The organism is Paraburkholderia kirstenboschensis, assembly GCF_032806925.1.
Classification (GTDB): Bacteria; Pseudomonadota; Gammaproteobacteria; order Burkholderiales; family Burkholderiaceae; genus Paraburkholderia; species Paraburkholderia kirstenboschensis.
Map to the genome: position 1 here is coordinate 1,317,778 of NZ_CP136511.1, position 19,154 is coordinate 1,336,931.

The following is a 19,154-nucleotide window of genomic DNA, read 5'->3' on the forward strand; positions in this document are numbered from 1 at the left end:
CACATGATGGGTGAAATGATCGAGCGAAACGGTCTGCGTGTCGCGGCTGTTCTGAGCAAATTTGTAGACGATGAGGCGTTGAGCGGGACCGGCATAGACAGCGAAGCCTTCTGGAAAGGCTTCGATGCCCTCGTCCACGACCTCGCCCCGAAGAACCGCGCGCTGCTCGCCGAACGCGATCGTCTGCAAACGGAGCTGGACCGGTGGCACCGCGCAAATCCGGGGCCGGTGCGCGATCTGAAGGCATACCGCGGCTTTCTCGAAGGCATCGGCTATATCGTCCCGGCGAGCGCAGCCGTTCAGGCGACGACCCAGAACGTCGACGCCGAAATCGCCGGGCAAGCCGGCCCGCAACTAGTTGTACCGCTCTCGAACCAGCGCTACGCGCTCAACGCCGCGAATGCGCGCTGGGGCAGCCTGTACGACGCGCTCTACGGCACCGACGCTATCCCCGAAACGGTCGGCGCGGAGCGCACCGCTTACTTCAACCCAGTCCGCGGTGCACGCGTGATCGCGCGCGCCCGCGCGTTCCTCGATGAAGCGGCGCCGCTCGCCAACGGTTCGCACGTCGACGCCATAGCGTACCGCGTGGAATGCGGCAAGCTCGCCGTCACGCTCAAGAACGGCTCGTCGGCATTGAAGGTTCCCGCGCAGTTCATCGGCTATCAGGGCGACGCAGACTTTCCTTCCGCCGTCCTGTTGAAGCATCACGGCCTGCACTTCGAGATCCAGATCGACGCAACGGACGCCATCGGCAAGACTGACGCAGCGCGCGTGAAAGACGTGCTGATGGAAGCGGCCGTCTCGACGATTATCGATTGCGAAGACTCGGTTGCCGCCGTCGATGCCGCCGACAAGGTGCAGCTTTACCGCAACTGGACCGGCCTCGCGAAAGGCGATCTGACCGAGCAAGTCACTAAGAACGGCAAGACCTTTACGCGTCGCCTGAACGCCGATCGTAAATATACCGCGCCCGATGGCTCGACCGTGAAGCTGCATGGCCGCTCGTTGTTGTTCATCCGCAATGTCGGGCATTTGATGACGAATCCGGCGATCGTCGATCGCGACGGCCATGAGATTCCCGAAGGCATTCTGGATGCCGTGATGACATCGCTGGGCGCGATGCACGACCTGCAAAACAAGCTCAATTCGCGGACCGGATCCATTTACATCGTCAAGCCGAAGATGCACGGCCCGGCCGAAGTCGCGTTTTCCAATGAGCTGTTTGGCCGCGTGGAAGATCTTCTGCGGCTGCCGCGCCATACCATCAAGATGGGCATCATGGACGAGGAGCGCCGCACGAGCGTCAATCTGCCGGCGTGCATTGCGGCCGCATCGGCGCGCGTGGCGTTCATCAATACGGGCTTCCTCGATCGCACTGGCGACGAGATGCACAGCGCAATGGAAGCCGGTCCGATGATGCGCAAGGGGGACATGAAATCGTCGGCGTGGATCGCGGCTTACGAACGTAATAACGTGCTGGCCGGCTTGAGCGCGGGATTGCGCGGACGCGCGCAGATCGGCAAGGGCATGTGGGCGATGCCCGACCTGATGCACGCGATGCTCGAACAGAAGATCGCGCATCCGAAAGCGGGCGCGAACACGGCTTGGGTGCCGTCACCGACTGCCGCGACGCTGCACGCGCTGCACTACCATCAAGTTGACGTTCAGGCCGTGCAGCAAGAGTTGGAAAAGACTTCCTACGACAGCGTACGTGACGAACTGCTCGATGGCTTGCTGACGATTCCTGTCGTCGAAAAGGCGCAGTGGTCGGATGAGGAAATCCGCAATGAAATCGAGAACAATGCGCAAGGAATTCTGGGTTACGTAGTGCGCTGGATCGATCAGGGCGTCGGATGCTCGAAGGTGCCGGATATTAACGATATAGGTCTGATGGAAGACCGCGCGACGCTGCGCATTTCAAGCCAGCACATTGCGAACTGGCTGCATCACGGGGTGGTCTCGGAAGCGCTGGTGAACGAAACGTTCAAGCGTATGGCGAAGGTGGTGGATGCGCAGAACGCCAACGACCCGCAGTACCAGCCAATGACCGGTCACCTGGACACATCGCTCGCGTTCAAGGCGGCGAAGGCGCTGGTTTTCGAAGGGTCGACGCAGCCTGGCGGGTATACGGAGCCATTGCTGCACAAGTTCCGACTTGGCGCGAAGCGGTAGGCGTAGATCGCAGTCGAAACCGTGGGCTGATTCAGCATGCATCTCGGGCGGCCACCGTCGTCCCGGGCACCCAAGCGATCGACGACGCCAGGAGCATAGCTCCGGCGGCAGGACGCGGGCTGAGACATATCAGCCCGCCTGCGTGGCAACGTCTATCTGCGCACGCTGCTTGATCGGGAATCCTTATGGAATTTTCAGGATCTTGCCGGCAGATTTCTCACGATTCGGACTTTGACTCCATTCAAGGCCTCGCTTTCCGGCACAAACACGTATTGAAAGATATAGTCGTCTCGACGTTCAGATACCTTCACCTAACGGCGTGATAACGCCCGGTCTGCGTGCCGACTTTGTACGGGTGACAATGCTCGATGCGCTGCCGGTGCCGCGCGCGACCGATCGCGCGGGGGCGCGAATCGTCTGAACGCCAGCACAAGGTGCTGGACAACGAGGCGGGCTGCTCAGACCAGCTGACGCGGGCGCGGGAGAAGGTGATGCGCCGCTTGAAATCAGCGCGTCACTTGCAACCTCTCGCTTCGGTGCGCAGCCAGGTCCCCCTCTCTTCATGCATTGTAGTTACCACACCGACGCATGGCCAAAGCGGGCGCTACGCCAGGCCGTTGAGACCTGGAAAGCGTGACGTGCGCTCCATGCCGGAGCGCCTCGCAGCTTGAATTAGTTGTCCAGACGCCATACGATTCGGCCGCTCGTCGACCGATAATTCGTCAGTATCCGGCTAGTGTTCAAGCCCATGGGACGACCAAAGGCCGAACTGGCGTTGACTGAAGACAAGCGCACGATTGACGATGAGCGGCTGGCTCAACTGATTCACAAGACCCTGCACACAAAGCCAGCGGATGGCTCCGCACACTGGATCGTGCGCACGGTCTCCGAGCGCGGCGCGCCGTTTTTACCCGGTAACCACAGCCCGCGCCGAATGTGTGGGCGCTGTCGGGTTAAAGCGTACGCGACGCATTACCGCAGGGGCAAGCAATTGCTCAGAAAGCGGACGGATCTTGGGCTCACGTCCGGCGCATCTTCGCGAGGCAAGCATGCGTTGACACGGTTGCGCGAGGGCGGCGTGAACCGCAAGGCGGATTGCCAAGTACTAACACGTGGGCGTCTCGCAGGCGGCACACAGATTGGTGTTCGCGTTGGATAACAAATCCGTAATTCGTTTGACGCTCGCCGGTCAGCATCATTCCAGCAAAATCGCCTCATAGCGTCGTTCACCTGACGCTTCTTCGAAGCGTATCGCGAGGACCACGGCCTTCGCCAATCCCGGTATCGTCACCCATTTTTCAAGTCCATATGCGATTAATTGTGTGGAGTAAAGTCGCCGTCATATTGGGCGGGGTCATGATGCTTGCGGGCTGCGCTGCGCCTCGCGACGACTCGAATTTGAGTGCAGAGCGCAGCCCGCAGCTGCCGGAGTGGTACCCCTGTCAGAGCCTGCACGTTAAGGCGATGAACTGCCCGCCTGGATAGGGCGCCACCGGCGGCGAGGCTTCCACTTCGCGTGGACATCTCGCGGTGAAGGCGTTTTTCAGCCCCCAAGCCCGCGCTACACTCGCCGAGCCCCAAGAATCGCGTCATTGATCCAATACCGCTGGAGAAGGACATGCGTATCCTGGTCATCGAAGATGAACCGAAAACAGGTGCTTACCTGAAAAAAGGCCTGGAAGAGTCGGACTATTCCGTCGACGTCGCCAACGACGGCGCCGACGGCCTGCTGCTGGCGCAGGAGCAGGACTACGATGTGATCGTGCTCGACGTGATGCTGCCGACAATGGACGGCTGGGCCGTGCTGAAGGTGTTGCGCAACACCCGTACTACGCCCGTGCTGTTTCTCACCGCGCGCGACGATGTGAACGACCGTGTGCGCGGTCTGGAACTTGGCGGCGACGACTATCTCATCAAGCCTTTTGCATTCGTCGAATTGCTGGCGCGCGTGCGTACGCTCGCACGGCGCGGTCCGCCGCGAGAAAGCGAGTTGCTCAAAGCGGGCGACCTCGAAATTGACGTGAACCGGCGACGCGTCAAACGCGGTGCGACACGCATCGATCTAACACCGCGCGAATTCTCGCTATTACAGCTGCTCGCGCGCCGTCAAGGTGAAGTCTTGAGCCGCACGCAGATCGCGTCGTATGTGTGGGACATGAACTTCGACAGCGACACGAACGTGGTCGAAGTCGCGATCCGCCGGTTGCGCGCAAAAATTGACGACGGCTTTCCAGTCAAGTTGATTCAAACCGTGCGCGGCGTCGGCTACGTAATCGAAGCCAAAGAGGCCGACTGATGGCCCGGCGCTCGCTGACTGCCACGCTTGCACTCGCGTTCGCAGGAACGACTGTGCTGGTGTTCGTGGTCGTCAGCAGCGTGCTGTACTATGCGCTCGACCGCCAGGTGAAGCAGCAGGACGACCTCGACATCGTGCTCATCGCACGGCATGCGCGCCGCCTCGCGCAGGAATTCGGCACGCTTGAGGAGTTGCGCGGTCATTCCGACCGCCTGACAGGCCAGGTGCTCGGCAACAGCGCTTTGTCGATGGAAGTACGCGATGCTCAACGCAACGTGCTGTTCCAACACAACGCGGCAGGCATCGCCGACCCGGCAACGCCGTCGCCCGCACTGACGAACCCCCTCGGTGCGTCGCATCGCATCACCCAGAGCGACATCGGGGAATGGCACGCCGCGCAAGGCGCGCCGGTGCGCGGGCTCGCCACCTATGCCGTGCTGCGCGACGGAACGCTCGTCGCGGTGATCGTCGCCCGCAACATGACGGACCGGTGGCGTTTGCTCGACTGGTATCGCGATCGCCTGTACGCCGCGTGTTTTGCCGGCATGCTGCTGGCGTTCATGCTGAGTTGGATGTTGCTGCGCGAATCGCTGCGGCCGTTGCGCGTAATGGCGCACAGCGCGGCGACGATCACCGTCGACAGGCTGGACACCCGTATCGAAGTGGATAACGCGCCGAGCGAGTTGATCACGCTGGTGGTCTCGCTGAATGCGATGTTGAACCGCCTGGACGGTGGCTTTCAGCGAATGTCGCAATATACGGCCGACCTCGCGCACGATATGCGCACGCCGCTCGGTAACTTGCGCGGATCGACGGAGGTGGCGCTCTCGCGGCCGCGTTCAGCCGACGAATATCAGTCGGTGCTCGCGTCGAACCTGGAAGAGTGCGACCGCATGTCGCGCATGATCGAAAACGTGCTGTTTCTCGCGCGCGCCGAACACCCGCAGTTCGTCAGGACGCTGACAGAGGTCGACGCTGCCAGAGAGCTAAAGCGCATCGCCGACTACTTCGAAGGCGTTGCCGACGATGCAGGTGTGCAGATCCGCGTGGCGGGCGGCGGGGAACTGCACGCCGACGTCGAACTGTTCCGCCGCGCAGTTAATAACCTGCTCGCGAACGCGATCCGCTACACGCCGCAAGGCGGCGCCATCACCCTCAGCGCGCAGACGCCGGCCGCTGCCGCCGACACGTTGCGTGTGACCGTGGCGAACGAGGGCGGGCAGATCGATCCCTCACTGCTCGAAAGGGTTTTCGATCGCTTCTATCGCGTCGACCCGTCGCGCAAGAACGAACCGAATTCGACCGGCACGACGGGGCTGGGCCTCGCTATCGTGCGCACCATCATGGAATTGCACGGCGGCAGCGCGCATGCGGAAAGCGATACGACCAGCACGCGTTTCATTCTGACGTTTGCGAAGCGCCAGGAGCGGCGCAGCGCACCGGGGGCGATAAGCGAAGAAGAGAAGATTGCTCGAAACATCGGTACTTCCTATCGATGACAGCGCTATGAGCCTTGTTTCGCTGACGCAATCTGCACGGTCTCCCCGGCGCTCGGTAAATCCCACCACTGATACACCATTCAGCGATTGCGACTCGATGTGCTCGATGTCGTCGACGGCGGAAGTCAATGCGCGCTCATAGCTCCGCGTGATCCGGTTCGCCATATCCTGCGCGGAAAAGCCGTTATATGTCCAGACGATGCTGACTACCGGAATGTTGATGTTCGGAAAGATGTCGGTCGGTGTACGCAGAATCGAAAAGCGGGCCGACGATGCATATCAGCAAAGCGAGCACTACGAACGTGTACAGGCGGCGCACGGCGAGCCTGACAATCCACATACCGAATTCCTGATAGAGAGGCAAGGAAGTGCCAAATGCAAGCCGCGCGGTCGTGCCGCGCGGCATGGTTCGGGCCTGTCGGGAGCATGGAAAAAGTGTGTGCTTGCCGGTTCCAGTCCCGGACATTACAAGTCTGCTATCACGACAGACGACGCTCGTCGTGTGCCGAACGGCCGCCGTATAGAGATAACAGAACCGTAATTCGCTGGTCAGAGTCGAGACAGGTCAAATCGCCAGAATAGAGCACGTGGACACATCCACCTTTATATAAATCTTCTGGAGAGACCCCATGAAATTGCTGACCTCTATTGCAGTCACTGCACTTGGCCTGGTTTTCGGCGCCAACGCCTTCGCGCAAACCACCGCCCCCGAGCTCACGCGCGCCGAAGTACGTGCGCAACTGGCGCAGGCGGAGGCCGATGGACTCGTGCCGACGCACAAGAACGACTATCCGCCTTCCGCTACGACCATCGCCCGTAATCAGGAGATTTACGCGATCCAGCACAAGAACAGCCCCAGCCGTGCGATGGCGTCCGCCGCGACTCCGGCCGACTCAGGCGGGACGTCCGAGTGATGCATACGAAGGCGGCGGCGCCCGCGCGCATGAACGGTTTTCTTCATGTGCGCGAGCGCGGGATGCCGCATATGGGCTAGGCTCCCGGTGGCCGTAACGGCGTCAGAATTGATGTCAATCGCGACACGCGCGATGACCTGGTTTGCCGTCGGTCACGGTGCATCGGCACCTTCGCGTTCACTTCAAAATCGCCGAACGTCACGCTGCTAGCGGTATTTTTCAAATTGCAACATAGGCCGATACGATTGCATCATTAAGTGTTGCGTTGCTGTACACGAAGCCGAGTACTATCGAGCCGATCGTGTAGTTCATGCCTGCTCCCCTCACCCGCTCGCGGCCCGCGATGGGCAGGCCTTCGCTCGTGACATCATTGAGCAGATCGCGGACGAGCGGACGATCGCCATGATTGACGCACTCGGAACACGGCGAAATGCGTTTCCGCGCTTGCATGAGCATCTCGGCAGCTTCAGTCACAAGATCACCCGGTGAACGAAGCTCAGCGCTCGGTAACGGACAGATACGCGGCGACCTGCTCGATCTGGGTGTCGTCAAGCGTAGCCGCTACGGCGGTCATCGTTCCTGGCTTCACGGGAGCGGCTTTTGCGCGCGCCTGGAATTCGTGCAAGCGGGCAATGGTAAAAGCAGCCGGCTCACCCGCGATACTCGGGAAACGGACGCCATTGCCTTTGCCACCGGCGGCATGGCAACTGAAACATGCCTGAACGCTCCTGCCCGCCCCGGTTTCCGCGAGTTGCTTGCCGGCCATGACGAGCGTCGGCAATGGCGGCGGTGAAGCTTGGACAAGCGGCGGATGTTGATTCGAGAAGAACACTGCGAGCGCGTGCATGTCGCTATTCGAGAGAGTCTGTGCCACGGCCTGCATGGGGGCGCTTGCCCGGGTGCCGGCCTTGAACATCGAAAGCGCGTGTGCAAGGTAATCCGGATTGTTCCCTGCCAACCGCGGCACACCCGCTTCACTCCCAGCACCCAGCGCACCATGACATGCCACGCACGTCGTAATGGATGGCCCCTTTGCAGACGCGCTCGCGTCCGTGGTTGCACCGTTGCTCTGCGCAAAGCACATACTCGCGAACGCACCGAGTGAGGCGATGAGACCCGCTTGTGCCCCGCGCGAAACGAGATGTCGAAGGTACGAATCCGCCGTCACGCTCTTCGCACCTTTGCCGTGAAACCTGTCGTTCGAATTGCAGGAATTGAATCGCTTGATGAACTGAAGCATCGAGGTTTTCCACCTGAGAACAATGAGATCTGCACAGTCTGTCGATAAGCAATTGCGAGGTGAATTAGGTTCTATCGATGAAGCTCATTGACGGTGGCTATGAATCCTTCCGGATTGGCCATGCGTAAGGGCCTGTGCCTTCGCAGTGGCGATCGACAGATATGTCAGATAACGAATTTGTAATGGGACGGCAACGTTGTGGTTATCTGGCGCGGCGGAACGGCGGCCGTCTCACCACGACCCCTAAGCCGCTACATTCACCTTCCGCCCAAACGTCCGCCCGCTGGCCTGAGCCGCCGGTATCAGGCGCGTTCGACTGGGCGCACTTGCATCCGTTCGAATCAGGGAATAACTGACGCATCCCCGCAGTCTTGCAGGTAGGACAGACACGAAATGGGTGATCAAATGAACATCGTCGATATGGCCCGGGCATCGGGATTGGTCGTCATCCTCGACGGCAGAATCGGCCGCGAAGAATACCAGAGCGTATGCGGTTCGGTATCGGCATTGCAGCGATTCGCCGAAGCGGTACGTCAGGGCGCGGCGAGTCAGCGCAAATCCGCTGCGCTGCGGTCGCCTGCGGCTGATCTGTGTGGACAGTTACGCCGCAGCTCTGTTGGAGATGCGGGAATATCTGGCGGCCGGGCGGCGTTTGCGCGTCGCGTGTCGCACAACGCGCGACGGACGCTGGCATGACGGTGCAGATGCAGGCCGTTGCGCGTCGGTTGCAACTCGGGTCTGGCGTGGTGTTGCTGGTCTATCTCCTTCTCCATCTGATCAATCACGCCCTCGGGATCTGGTCACTCGAACTTGCCGGACGCGGTCTTGTCTTAGCGCTATGGCTCTGGCGTAGCGCACCTGGAACGATCGCGCTTTACGGTGCGGCTGCGCTCCATTTTGCGCTGGCCGTGCGCACGATATACGGGCGTCGTCACTGGGCCTTACCGCTGGCTGACTGGGTTCGCCTGTGGGCAGGACTCAGCCTGCCGCTGCTGCTTATCCGCCATGCCGTGACGACCCGCCTCGCGTCCTCGCTCTATGGCTTCGAGCCTGACTACGAGCGCGTCGTTATCCTCCTGCTAACGAGTGGTACGCAGGGTTTGCAGCTTGCCCTACTCGCGCCCGGATGGATACACGGGTGCCTCGGAATATGGTTTCGATTGCGTCACCTCCCGCTGGCGCGCCGTATGAAGCCCGCGCTGTTGGCATTGGTGACCCTGCTGCCATTGCTGTCCGCGGCAGGCTTTATCCGGATGATGCGAGCTGTCGAGGCTCAAGGCGCAGTGCTTGCGGCGCCCGATCCTAAACTCGTTGCGCATCAGCTCGCGTTGAATATCTGGCGTCACGATCTCGTAACCTTCTACTTGTCTCTAATCGTCAGCGCGTTCGTCGCAGGCCAGTTGCGCAATGGGCTTGAACGGCGGAGACCGCGGAAGAGTCCGCTGAATCCGTGACACGGCTACGACCCTGTGCGAGATCGCCGCTGTTTGTTCAAAGATGAAACTGGCTTCGCGTGGTGCTCTTTTGTGCAAAGTTCGGGAATATCCGACAGGAAATCCGGCCATCGACGCGACGGGCGCCGCACGGCTCTCGATGCCGCTCCTACTCGGAACGCATGGGCAGTCCGGCGTCGCGTCGCTTGCAGAACTGCTCGACCCGGAGCCTGCGGCGGCGCTGCCCCTAGCCGTCAATATCGCTTGAGCGACAGCACGTCGAACGTGCGGCGGATCGTTTCCGCCGATTTCTCGTAGTCCGATAGCGCCAGGCACGCAATCAGCACGTCGATGATTGCCAGTTGTGCGAGACGGCTCGTCATGGCCTCCGTGCGAAATTTGGTCTCGCGCGCCATCGTGAACAGCACGATATCGGCAAAGGCCTGAATCGGCGAACGCCCGAAGTTCGTGAGGCAGATGGTGCGCGCGCCGGCTTCCTTGGCGAGACGCGTTGCCATCACTGTTTCGTGTGTGCTGCCCGAGTGGGAGATGGTGAGCGTCGCCACGGTGGGGTCGCAAAGCGACGCGCTGATGACCTGGATGTGCGGGTCGATCACCGCGCGTACGTCCAGCCCGATACGCAGCATGCGGTAGTGCGCATCTTCAGCGATCGACGCCGCGCTGCCCACGCCGTAGATTTCAATGCGGCGGGCGTTGCGCATCACCTCGACCGCCCGCTGCAGTTGGCCCACGTCAAGTGTGGATTGGGTTTCATGCAGGGCCTGCACGTTCGAACTGAAGATCTTCGAAATTACCGCCGCCGCGTTGTCGCTGGGCTCGAGATCTTCGTGAATCAACTGAACCGGGCGCACGATTTCCTGTGCGAGCACGATCTTGAGCTGTTGAAAACCGGTGGCGCCGATCGCCTTGCACAGGCCCACTACGCTGCCTTCGCTGGCACCTACACGCTCGGCGACATCGCTGACTGACATGTGCACCACTTCCTGCGCGTGCTGGCGGATGAAGCTGGCGATGCGCTGGCCGGTGGCGCCGAAGGTCGGATAAAGCTGCTCGATGCGCGACAGGATCGCCGACAACGAGTTCGGCTGGGCGGGCGCCCCGGCCGCGGCCCCAGCACTCGGCGCGCCCTTCTTTGCGGGTTTCATCAAAGCTCCTGTGAGAGAATTCGTCGAGCCGCTGGCACGTCGCGCGAGGCGCGGCTCGGGCCATGCAGTGCGCGATACGCAACCGGGCCCAACAGGGTAGCGGCAAGGATAGCGTCACTTCCGGGCGTGATGAAAGCGATGCGCATCAAAAGGCGAGGCAAAATCCGCCGCATTGATAACGACCAGTTGGATGAAGTTTGTGATCTCCACGATCCCGCGTGCCGGCGGAAGCCGAAGGCCGCCTCCGCCGGCCGGGGCCATCAGCTCAAGTGAAGCGCCATCGCCGGATCGGTGACAGTTGGCTTGCCCGTTTCCAGACGACCCGAAAAGCGGCGCATGAAGTTGTCGCCCGTTACGGTGAAGTCGTACCAGTTGCCACTGCCCGAGAGGTCCCAGTGCAGCATGCCGACATCGCGGGCACGAACATTCATCTGCCAAGGGCCATCGGTGCGGTACGCGTTGGACTGCACCGTCACCGTGCCGGGCGCGGTCCCGGTGTTGTGCAACTTCACGTAGATCTGACCGGCGTCCGTGTCATAGCAGACCTGCACTTCTGGCCTGAAGGTCGCGGCACGGGCGGCCACAGCATTGCCCGCGAAGGTGCGCACGAAACCGTTCGGGCCGTAGACCCAAAGCTCGTATCTGCCGAGGTCGTTCTTTAGCGTGTCGTCCCAGTAGTCCTCGAGCGTCTTGCCGGCTTCGACCGTGTACCGGCGCGGGATGCGGTCCAGGTGATTCTTGTCGTAGACATGGAACACCGCTCCTTGCTTACCCGTGTTGCTGAACATCAGCTTGACGAGACCGGAGCCTTCGACGCGTGCGCTGGTATGCAGTTCATAGGGCAACGCGCGCGAAAAGCGCGTGCCCGGCTCCTGGAACAGCGGCTGCGGCGTGGCGGGCGGCGCTGCGATGGGCAGTGAGGCCTGGGCGGCAAGCACGGTCTGGTAGTTGCTCGTATCCGGCAGTTTAGGAAAGACCGGATCGTTCGGCGAAACAAAGTTGAAACACGACGTAAGATCGCCGCAGACCGCGCGGTGCCACGGACTGACCGAGTCGACAGTGATATCGAAGCGCTTCTCTAAAAACAGGCTCATCGACGTGTGATCGAAAACCTGCGAGTCGACCCATCCGCCCTTGCTCCACGGCGAGATTACGTACATCGGCACCCGCGCGCTGAGACCCCACGGCCGCAGGTTACCGCTGATGGTGTCATTGGGGTTCAGGTACTTTCTCGCCGGATCGGAGAAGTACTCACCGTCCAGCGGCAACGTGGCCTTGCCTGCCAGTGTGCCGTCCACGTTGTACGACGGTGGCGCTGGCGGCGCCACATGGTCGAACAGGCCGTCGTTCTCGTCGTAGGTCAGGAAGAATGCGGTCTGGGCCCAGACATCTGGATTGGCGGTGACCGCGTCGAGCACTTCGGCCGTGAAGTTCGCACCGATCGCTGGATTGCTGTTACCGGAGTGCTCCGAGTTGGCTGCCGTGCACAAGATCCACGACACTTCGGGCAACTTGTTGCTCATCACATCGCTTTTCAGGTCCGCAATCGAGTAGTCCGTCAGGCCCTTCACGTACAGCGGATCGCCGGGCTTGGCGGTGCGGAAGTCTTCGAAAGCCAGGCCGCCGTGCATAGCCCCGGTCCAGTTGTCGTTGGTGTCCTGGTAGATTTTCCAGCTCACGCCGGCCTTCTCGAGCACTGATGGCAGGGAAAGCCAGGTGAGTGCGTTGTCCGGATAAGTATAGCCCGGCGTCGGCATGGTGCCGGTGATCCAGCAACGATCGTTGTTGGGTTCCGAGGTTCGGTCGTCGCTGTTGATGCCCTTTTTCGCCAGCTTCGGGTCGAAGCCCGAGCCCGAGAAAAAAACCACGCGGTTCGGGTCCGTGCCGCTCGTGGTCGAGCAGTAGTAGTTGTCACAGATCGTGAACGCTTCGGCCAGCGCGAAATGGAACGGGATGTCGCTGCGGGCAAGATAGCCCATCGTGTACTGCGTCTTGTAAACGGGCCAATGACCTGACTTGCCCTGATTCCAGGCGGCCTGCATGTCAGAAAAGCTGTGCGGCGTGCTGGGCGATTGCAGCGCCTTAACCTTGGTCATATCCATGTGATACGGCGGAATCTCCTTGCCGCTTGCGTCCTGCTGGTACCACACATCCTTGCCGCTCTCGAGTGGAATCGGGAAGCGGTCTCCGTAGCCTCGTACGCCCTTCAGCGTGCCGAAGTAATGATCGAAGCCACGGTTTTCCAGCATCAGGATGACGATGTGCTTGATGTCCTTAATGGTGCCGGTGTCTACCGCAGCTTGAACAGAGAGCGCACGGGCGATGCTGGGCGGCAGCATGCCCAGCGCGAGGGCGGCGCCTGCCGACTTGGCGGCACCGCTGAGGAAACTGCGTCGATTGAATTGTTTCATGGTCGTGACTATGTGGGGATTGAGCGCGGGGCTACACTTCGCGGCCTCAGGGCGCGCAACTCAGCTTGGCGCGGGACGGGGCGGCCGACGCCTGAACGCCTGAAGCGGAGTTGTCGGCGCCTTGCGGGTTCGTCGAAGACCCGCCGCAGGCTGCTAGGGACAGGCTAAGAAGGATGCAGGCCGCCGCAGCACGGCCGTACAACAGGAATTGGGTCATTGGCGGGATCTCATGGGCTGGTCGATAATTAGTAAACCTGATTACTGCGGAAGTTGTCCGATCTACGAGGTGATCTGGTCTAGTCCAACACCGCGATAAAGCTGGAAATCAGTGGGTACCGGCACAGAGAATAAAAACTAAGTGTGTCAGCAGAATGAAGACAGTTCATTTGCGAGCAATGTTCTTGCTGAACAAACTGCATTTTCTTGCTGTCTATCTCGGCGTTGCTAGCGGCCGCTGGCCACGACACTGTTCATTCCGTTTGCACCCGCCGCTGGGATGCCACTGCTGATGCACCGCCGCGGTCGGGGCTCGCGCGGGCCCTGTCGACTTGCTGACAGTCAAACTGGGCAGCCTCGCGGGACTTGTCGTTCAGAAACCAGCCGGCGTAGCGATGAGGTTGCCGCTCCCGCCCTACGAGCCGGTTGCGCTTGCGGAATGTCTCCTCGCGCGCCTCCGTTTTATATTTCGCATAACCGACTTACATTGCGTTGTGAGGTCGTAGACTCACTCGACCAGATTTGGTGAGGTGTAGAAACGCTCGTCCGAAAGGGCGTTGTTCACGCGATTGGCACAACTAGGGATTACGGCTCGAATGCCCGTCTATTGCAAACGTTGCAGGATCGCGCTCGAATCGGAGGCCTTGTGGGCAGCCAGACTGTCTTGGCAGGCTTGAGTTCGTCGAGCAAAGGCGGCGCTATGGCGCTGTCGCCAACCCGGCCGCCGATCCGATTACGCAACTATCAAGCGCAATTAATTCGATATACCGAACAATGTAAATTGCGTTTAATAATAATTAAAGACTACATTGCCCGTAAACTCGTATCTTTTCGGGTCGCCCGTCGGCGACAACCATCACTCTCAGACCGCGGGCCCCGAAGGTCCGGTTCTTTTGCAGGACTCTCATCTCATCGAGAAACTGCAGCGCTTCGACCGGGAGCGCATACCCGAGCGCGTCGTGCATGCGCGTGGCACGGGTATCTTTGGCGAGTTCGTGCCGACCACAGACATCGGCTCCCTGACCACTGCCCAGGTGGTCACGCCTGGATCGAAGACCCGGTCTTCGTTCGATTCTCGACGGTGATGGACTATCGCGGTTCTCCCGAGCAGGCACGAGACCCGCGCGGTTTCGCTATCAGGTTCTACACGCAGCAAGGGAACTGGGACATGGTCGGCATCAACTGGCCGATCTTCTTCATTCGGGACGCCATCAAGTTTCCTGACTTCGTGCATGCGAACAAACCATCGGCAGTAACGGGTGTGCAGGATCCGAATCTGGCGTTCGACTTTTTCGCCCATTCGCCCGAAGCGACCAACATGCTCACGCACCTCTACACGGACGAGGGCATGCCGGTTTCGTATCGCCACATGGACGGCTACGGTGTGTGCGCCTTCAAGTTCGTCAACGCGAAAGGCGAAGTTCACTACGTGAAGTTTCACTGGAAGAGCCGTCAAGGTATCCAAAGCATTCGCCCCCAGGATATCTCGCATTCGGCCTTTACCTCTGTGCTCGTCACGCCCGCTTCAACAGCGCACTATCAACCGGCAACGCCCGAATCCGCGTGCCCGTCGCATTGAAGATCGCGTTGCAGATCGCCGCCGTTGTCGGCGGCACACCCGGTTCGCCAACTCCGCCGGGCGGCGCGGCGCTCGGCACGATATAGACGTGGGTTTCCGGCACGGAGTCGATGCGGGCGACCCGATAGTCGGTGAAGTTCGACTGCTCGGCCGCCCCCTGACTGAACGTCAGTTCGCTGTATAGGGCATTGCCGAGAGCCATGACCACCGCGCCTTCGAACTGCGCGATCACGCGGTCGGGATTGACAATACGTCCGCAGTCGACCGCCAGATCGACACGCGTCACCCGCACCGAGCCATCCTCGGCCACCTCCACCTGCGCGACCGCGGCAACGTACGTCAGAAAGCTGCGATGGACAGCGATCCCACGCCCGTGGCGAGCGGGCAACGGCGCGGTCCAATTCGAACGCACCGCCGCCGCGCGGACCACTGCGACATAGCGCGCGGTATCGATTGGATACTCGTCGATCGACGCGCCGTAGTTCGGATAATCGACCCCCAGCGCATGCAGATCGACATGGCGCGGACTGCCCAGCAGCGTGAGCAGATGCTGCACCGGATCCTGTCGCGCCGCAGCGGCGAGTTCGTCGACGAAAGAGCCCAGTGCGAAGCCGTGCGGAATGTTGTACACCGAGCGATACCAGCCGATACGTGTATGCGCCGGCGCCGCTCCGTTCTCGCACTGCACATTGGCGACTTCATATGGCATGTCGGTCACGCCCTGACCGAGCTCGCCCGCCGAACCATAAATCACGTTCGGCGTGAACGTCGAACCGATGGACGGAAACACGCTCCGGTGCAGCCACGCAATCGTCTTGCCATGCGCATCGAGGCCGCCTTCCATGTGCTGCGCGCATACAGCATGGAAATAGTCGTTACGTATGTCGTCCTCGCGTGTCCACGTCAGCTTGACGGGCGCACCGACTTCGCGCGCCAGGTACGCGGCTTCGGCCACGTAGTCCGGCTTCGACTTGCGGCCGAAGCCGCCGCCGAGCAACGTCACATTGATTGTCACGGCCTGTTCCGGCACGCCGAGTACTTGCGCGACGGTCGTGCGGGCTTGCTGCGGATTTTGCGTTGCGGTCCAGACCTCGACTGCGCCTTTCGCAAACGATGCAGTTGCAGCCGGCGGCTCCATCGCCGCGTGCGCCAGATGCGGCACGTAATAGTCCGCCGACACGTGTCGTGCGGCGTTCTTCAACGCTCCCGCGGTATCGCCGTTGTTGCGCACGACCTTCCCGGGCTGCCGCGCAGTGTCTTCAAGCGCCTTGCGGTACGCCTGACTATCGTACGTGCCGTTCGGCCCGACGTTCCATTCGAGCTTGAGTTTCTGGCGCCCTTGCAGCGCGGCCCACGTGTTTGTCGCGATAACCGCGACGCCGCCCAGTGGGCGGAAGCCGGCGGGCAGCGGCGCCGAAGAAATGCGCACCACGTGCAGCACGCCGGGTACCTTCATCGCTTCGGTCGAGTCGACGCTTTTGAGCGTTGCGCCGTACACGGGCGAACGTTCGACCGACGCATACGTCATCCCGGGTAACACGACATCCACGCCGTACGTCGCGCGGCCATGAACGATGTCGTCGAGATCGACGATTGGCAGGGACTTTCCGATATAGCGCCAGGCGTCCTCGTTTTTCAACTGCAGCGTGTCGCGGCGGGGCACCGGCTGACGCGCCGCAGCCTCCGCCACCGCGCCGTATGAAAGGCGCCGCCCGCTCGCCGCATGCACCACGTGGCCGGGTTCGGTCCCGCAACTCGCAGGGCTCACGCGCCACTGCGCAGCGGCGGCCGCGATCAGCATCTGCCGCGCGGAGCCGCCTGCCTCGCGCAGTGGCTGGAAGAACTGACGGATGCTACGCGAGCCATCGGTATTCTGGTCGCCGTACTTCGAATCGCCTTGCGCCTGCACGACCTTGACTGTGTTCCAGTCAGCATCGAGTTCGTCTGCGAGGATCATTGCGAGGCTCGTACGGATGCCGGTGCCCATCTCGGAGCGGTGCACGACGAGCACGATCTCACCAGACGGCGCGACCGACACGTAGACGTTCGGCGCAAACACTGCTTTGACACCGTTTGCCAAGGGGAGCGGCGCCGCCGCAAACGCCAGGCCCGCGCCGCCGACATGCAGACCCAGCACCACGCCGCCCGCCAATGTGCCCATCAGTACCCGGCGTCGGCTCAAATTGACGATTTCGCTCATGACGCCTGCTCCGCCGCAGCCTTGATGGCAACCTTGATGCGTTGATAGGTGCCACAGCGGCAGACATTGCCAGACATCGCTTCGACAATCTGCTCGTCGCTCGGCTTCGGCGTCTGTTTGAGCAGCGACGCAGCCTGCATCATCTGGCCAGGCTGACAGTAGCCGCACTGCGGCACATTCGCGGCTTTCCACGCTCGCTGTACGGGATGTTCGCCGCCTTTGCCCAGGCCTTCGATCGTCGTCACGGACTTGCCTTGTACATCTGCAAGCGACGTGACGCACGACCGCACTGCCACCCCGTCCAGGTGGACGGTGCACGCGCCGCATGCGCCCACGCCACAACCGAACTTGGTGCCATGCAGTCCCAACAGGTCCCGCACCGCCCACAGCAGCGGCATGTTCGCGTCGGCGTCGACGTTGTGATGCACGCCGTTCACAATCAGTTCCATCCGTTCACTCCTTGTTGTCGACGCACGCCACACCTGCCGGCGCTGCCTGATGATCGCCTTACCTGCGCACGCCGTTCATGCTCTTGCCTGATAGGCCTGGCACCATCCGGCGCCGCTCACCTGCTTCGCGCCGAACAGCGCACACAGCGCGTTGGCGTCAGCTGGCTTACCCTGGTAGAACTGGCAGTTCGCGCAACGCTGGTTGTTGCTGAAATGGGGGTATTTTGTGTGGTCGACCCGGGTCGCATCGGCCTTGTAGCCGAGCGCCTGTGCTGCGGGATCGCTTTCCTGAAGCTGCGGGGGTGCCGCCCAGACGGAGCGTCCGGTGACCGCAAGCGCAGCGGCGCCGATCGAATGGATCATGAAGGTGCGTCGAAGGGTTCGCATGTTCAATGTCTCTCTTTTACGCTACGAGCACGCGTTCTGGTGGCGCCATGAACTCCGGCCCCACGGGGTCCTTGACGAAGTTCGCGACAATCGCGTCGATCTGTTTGAACGCCTTCTCGTCGAGGCGCCAGCCGAACACCTCTTCAATCCCGTCCAGTTGCGCCGGTCGACGTGCGCCCCATAGCGCGATCGTCGGGCCCCGATCGAGCACCCAGCGCACCGCCAGCGCGAGCACCGACTTGTCGAAGTTATCGCGCGCGAACACGTTCAGCGCTTTCACGACGGCGACATATTGCTCGCGACGCGGCTCGCGAAACTTCGGATCGAGCTGGCGCAGATCGTCGCCCTCGAAGCGCGTGTCGACGCCGATGCGCCCCGCCAGCAGGCCGCGGCACAAGGCCCCATAGGCAAGCGCGACGAGCCCATGCTGTTTTGCGTACGGCAGCACGTCACGGTCTATCTCTCGCTCGAACAGGTTATAAGGCGGCTGAGTGGTCGCCAGCGGCGCCACGCGCCGGAATGCATCCATTTGCGCAGGCGAGAAGTTGCTGACGCCTAGCGCCCGCACCTTGCCTTCTTTGCGCAGATCGTCGAGCACCGCGGCCGTCTCTTCGATCGGCACGAGCGGGTCGGGCCAGTGGACCTGATACAGATCGATGTAATCTGTCCGCAAGCGCCTTAGGCTGTCCTCTACTTCTTGACGAATGCGCTCCGGTGACGAATTGCGAAATACCGTGCCGTCGTGCCATTCCAGTGCGACCTTGGTTGCGATGATCGCCTTGTGCCGATACCCGTCGGCGAGCGCCTTGCCGATGATCTCCTCCGAGGCGCCGAAACCGTACACCGGCGCTGTATCGATCAGATTGACACCGCTGTCCAGCGCCCGGCGGATCACCGCGATCGAGTCTTTCTCGTCCGTGCCACCCCACATCCATCCGCCAATGGCCCAAGTGCCAAGGCCGACGCGTGAGACGGGGGTCGTTAAACCTTCAATTGCGATTGTTTCAATAGTCATGTGAAGCTCTCAAATCAAAGCGCTATATCAAGCACCGCGGCCGGGTCGAATGCGATCCGACAAATGGCGACGTGCCCATCGAACGGGCAGGCGAACCGATTATTTCAGCGGCATCCGGCGATCACAAGAAGGCACCTGACGGTTTCATACTTTCCCGATGGAAACTAATGGCTA

General features: G+C 61.3%; 13 protein-coding genes and 2 pseudogenes. 6 read left to right on the forward strand and 9 right to left on the reverse strand.

The window, feature by feature from the left end; all coding sequences use genetic code 11:
- Nucleotides 1-15 precede the first annotated feature (15 nt).
- The 3 genes from RW095_RS06480 (at nt 16) to RW095_RS06490 (ending at nt 5,970) form a co-directional block, all read left to right on the forward strand.
- Complete coding sequence (locus RW095_RS06480; protein WP_394365004.1) at nt 16-2,175, forward strand: malate synthase G; 2,160 nt, start codon at nt 16-18, stop codon at nt 2,173-2,175.
- 1,618 nt (nt 2,176-3,793) lie between these two features.
- Entirely contained in the window at nt 3,794-4,471 is a 678-nt protein-coding gene (locus tag RW095_RS06485) for a heavy metal response regulator transcription factor (RefSeq protein ID WP_317015230.1), read from the forward strand.
- Nucleotides 4,471-5,970, forward strand: a complete 1,500-nt coding sequence (locus tag RW095_RS06490; protein WP_317015231.1) for a heavy metal sensor histidine kinase — start codon at nt 4,471-4,473, stop codon at nt 5,968-5,970. The genes RW095_RS06485 and RW095_RS06490 overlap by 1 nt, the downstream gene beginning before the upstream one ends.
- Nucleotides 5,971-6,033: 63 nt before the next feature.
- On the opposite strand, the pseudogene RW095_RS06495 reads toward RW095_RS06490, so the two are convergent.
- Nucleotides 6,034-6,310 (reverse strand): annotated as a pseudogene (locus RW095_RS06495) (efflux RND transporter permease subunit); the annotation flags it as partial.
- Nucleotides 6,311-6,599: 289 nt separating this feature from the next.
- On the opposite strand from RW095_RS06495, the gene RW095_RS06500 reads away from it, so the two are divergent.
- Nucleotides 6,600-6,884: a DUF4148 domain-containing protein gene (locus RW095_RS06500; RefSeq protein ID WP_317015233.1), complete on the forward strand. Its 285-nt coding sequence runs from the start codon at nt 6,600-6,602 to the stop codon at nt 6,882-6,884.
- Between the two features lie 219 nt (nt 6,885-7,103).
- Here the strand turns inward: RW095_RS06500 and RW095_RS06505 are convergent, their stop codons facing one another.
- Both RW095_RS06505 and RW095_RS06510 read right to left on the reverse strand, forming a co-directional pair.
- On the reverse strand, nt 7,104-7,334 hold the full coding sequence (locus tag RW095_RS06505; RefSeq protein ID WP_317015234.1) for a hypothetical protein: 231 nt from the start codon (nt 7,332-7,334) through the stop codon (nt 7,104-7,106).
- A gap of 46 nt (nt 7,335-7,380) precedes the next feature.
- Complete coding sequence (locus tag RW095_RS06510; protein ID WP_317015236.1) at nt 7,381-8,124, reverse strand: c-type cytochrome; 744 nt, start codon at nt 8,122-8,124, stop codon at nt 7,381-7,383.
- A 692-nt stretch (nt 8,125-8,816) separates the two neighbouring features.
- Here RW095_RS06510 and RW095_RS06515 point away from each other — a divergent pair.
- Nucleotides 8,817-9,578 carry a hypothetical protein gene (locus RW095_RS06515; protein WP_317015237.1) on the forward strand — a complete coding sequence of 254 codons (762 nt, stop codon included), beginning with the start codon at nt 8,817-8,819 and terminating at the stop codon, nt 9,576-9,578.
- Between the two features lie 233 nt (nt 9,579-9,811).
- On the opposite strand, the gene RW095_RS06520 is transcribed toward RW095_RS06515, so the two are convergent.
- Both RW095_RS06520 and RW095_RS06525 read right to left on the reverse strand, forming a co-directional pair.
- Nucleotides 9,812-10,723: a MurR/RpiR family transcriptional regulator gene (locus RW095_RS06520; RefSeq protein ID WP_317015238.1), complete on the reverse strand. Its 912-nt coding sequence runs from the start codon at nt 10,721-10,723 to the stop codon at nt 9,812-9,814.
- Nucleotides 10,724-10,983: 260 nt separating this feature from the next.
- Nucleotides 10,984-13,134, reverse strand: a complete 2,151-nt coding sequence (locus tag RW095_RS06525) for a phosphocholine-specific phospholipase C (RefSeq protein WP_317015239.1) — start codon at nt 13,132-13,134, stop codon at nt 10,984-10,986.
- A gap of 1,025 nt (nt 13,135-14,159) precedes the next feature.
- Here RW095_RS06525 and RW095_RS06530 point away from each other — a divergent pair.
- A pseudogene (locus RW095_RS06530) lies at nt 14,160-14,845 on the forward strand (catalase); the annotation flags it as partial.
- 19 nt (nt 14,846-14,864) lie between these two features.
- Here the strand turns inward: RW095_RS06530 and RW095_RS06535 are convergent.
- The 4 genes from RW095_RS06535 to RW095_RS06550 all read right to left on the reverse strand — a co-directional run bounded on the left by RW095_RS06535 (nt 14,865) and on the right by RW095_RS06550 (nt 18,980).
- Nucleotides 14,865-17,129 carry a xanthine dehydrogenase family protein molybdopterin-binding subunit gene (locus RW095_RS06535; RefSeq protein ID WP_317015241.1) on the reverse strand — a complete coding sequence of 755 codons (2,265 nt, stop codon included), beginning with the start codon at nt 17,127-17,129 and terminating at the stop codon, nt 14,865-14,867.
- Nucleotides 17,126-17,578: a (2Fe-2S)-binding protein gene (locus tag RW095_RS06540; RefSeq protein WP_317015242.1), complete on the reverse strand. Its 453-nt coding sequence runs from the start codon at nt 17,576-17,578 to the stop codon at nt 17,126-17,128. Before RW095_RS06540 ends, RW095_RS06535 begins: the two co-directional genes overlap by 4 nt.
- Nucleotides 17,579-17,653: 75 nt before the next feature.
- Entirely contained in the window at nt 17,654-17,965 is a 312-nt protein-coding gene (locus RW095_RS06545) for a high-potential iron-sulfur protein (protein ID WP_317015244.1), read from the reverse strand.
- A 16-nt stretch (nt 17,966-17,981) separates the two neighbouring features.
- Entirely contained in the window at nt 17,982-18,980 is a 999-nt protein-coding gene (locus tag RW095_RS06550; RefSeq protein ID WP_317015245.1) for an aldo/keto reductase, read from the reverse strand.
- Nucleotides 18,981-19,154 lie beyond the last annotated feature (174 nt).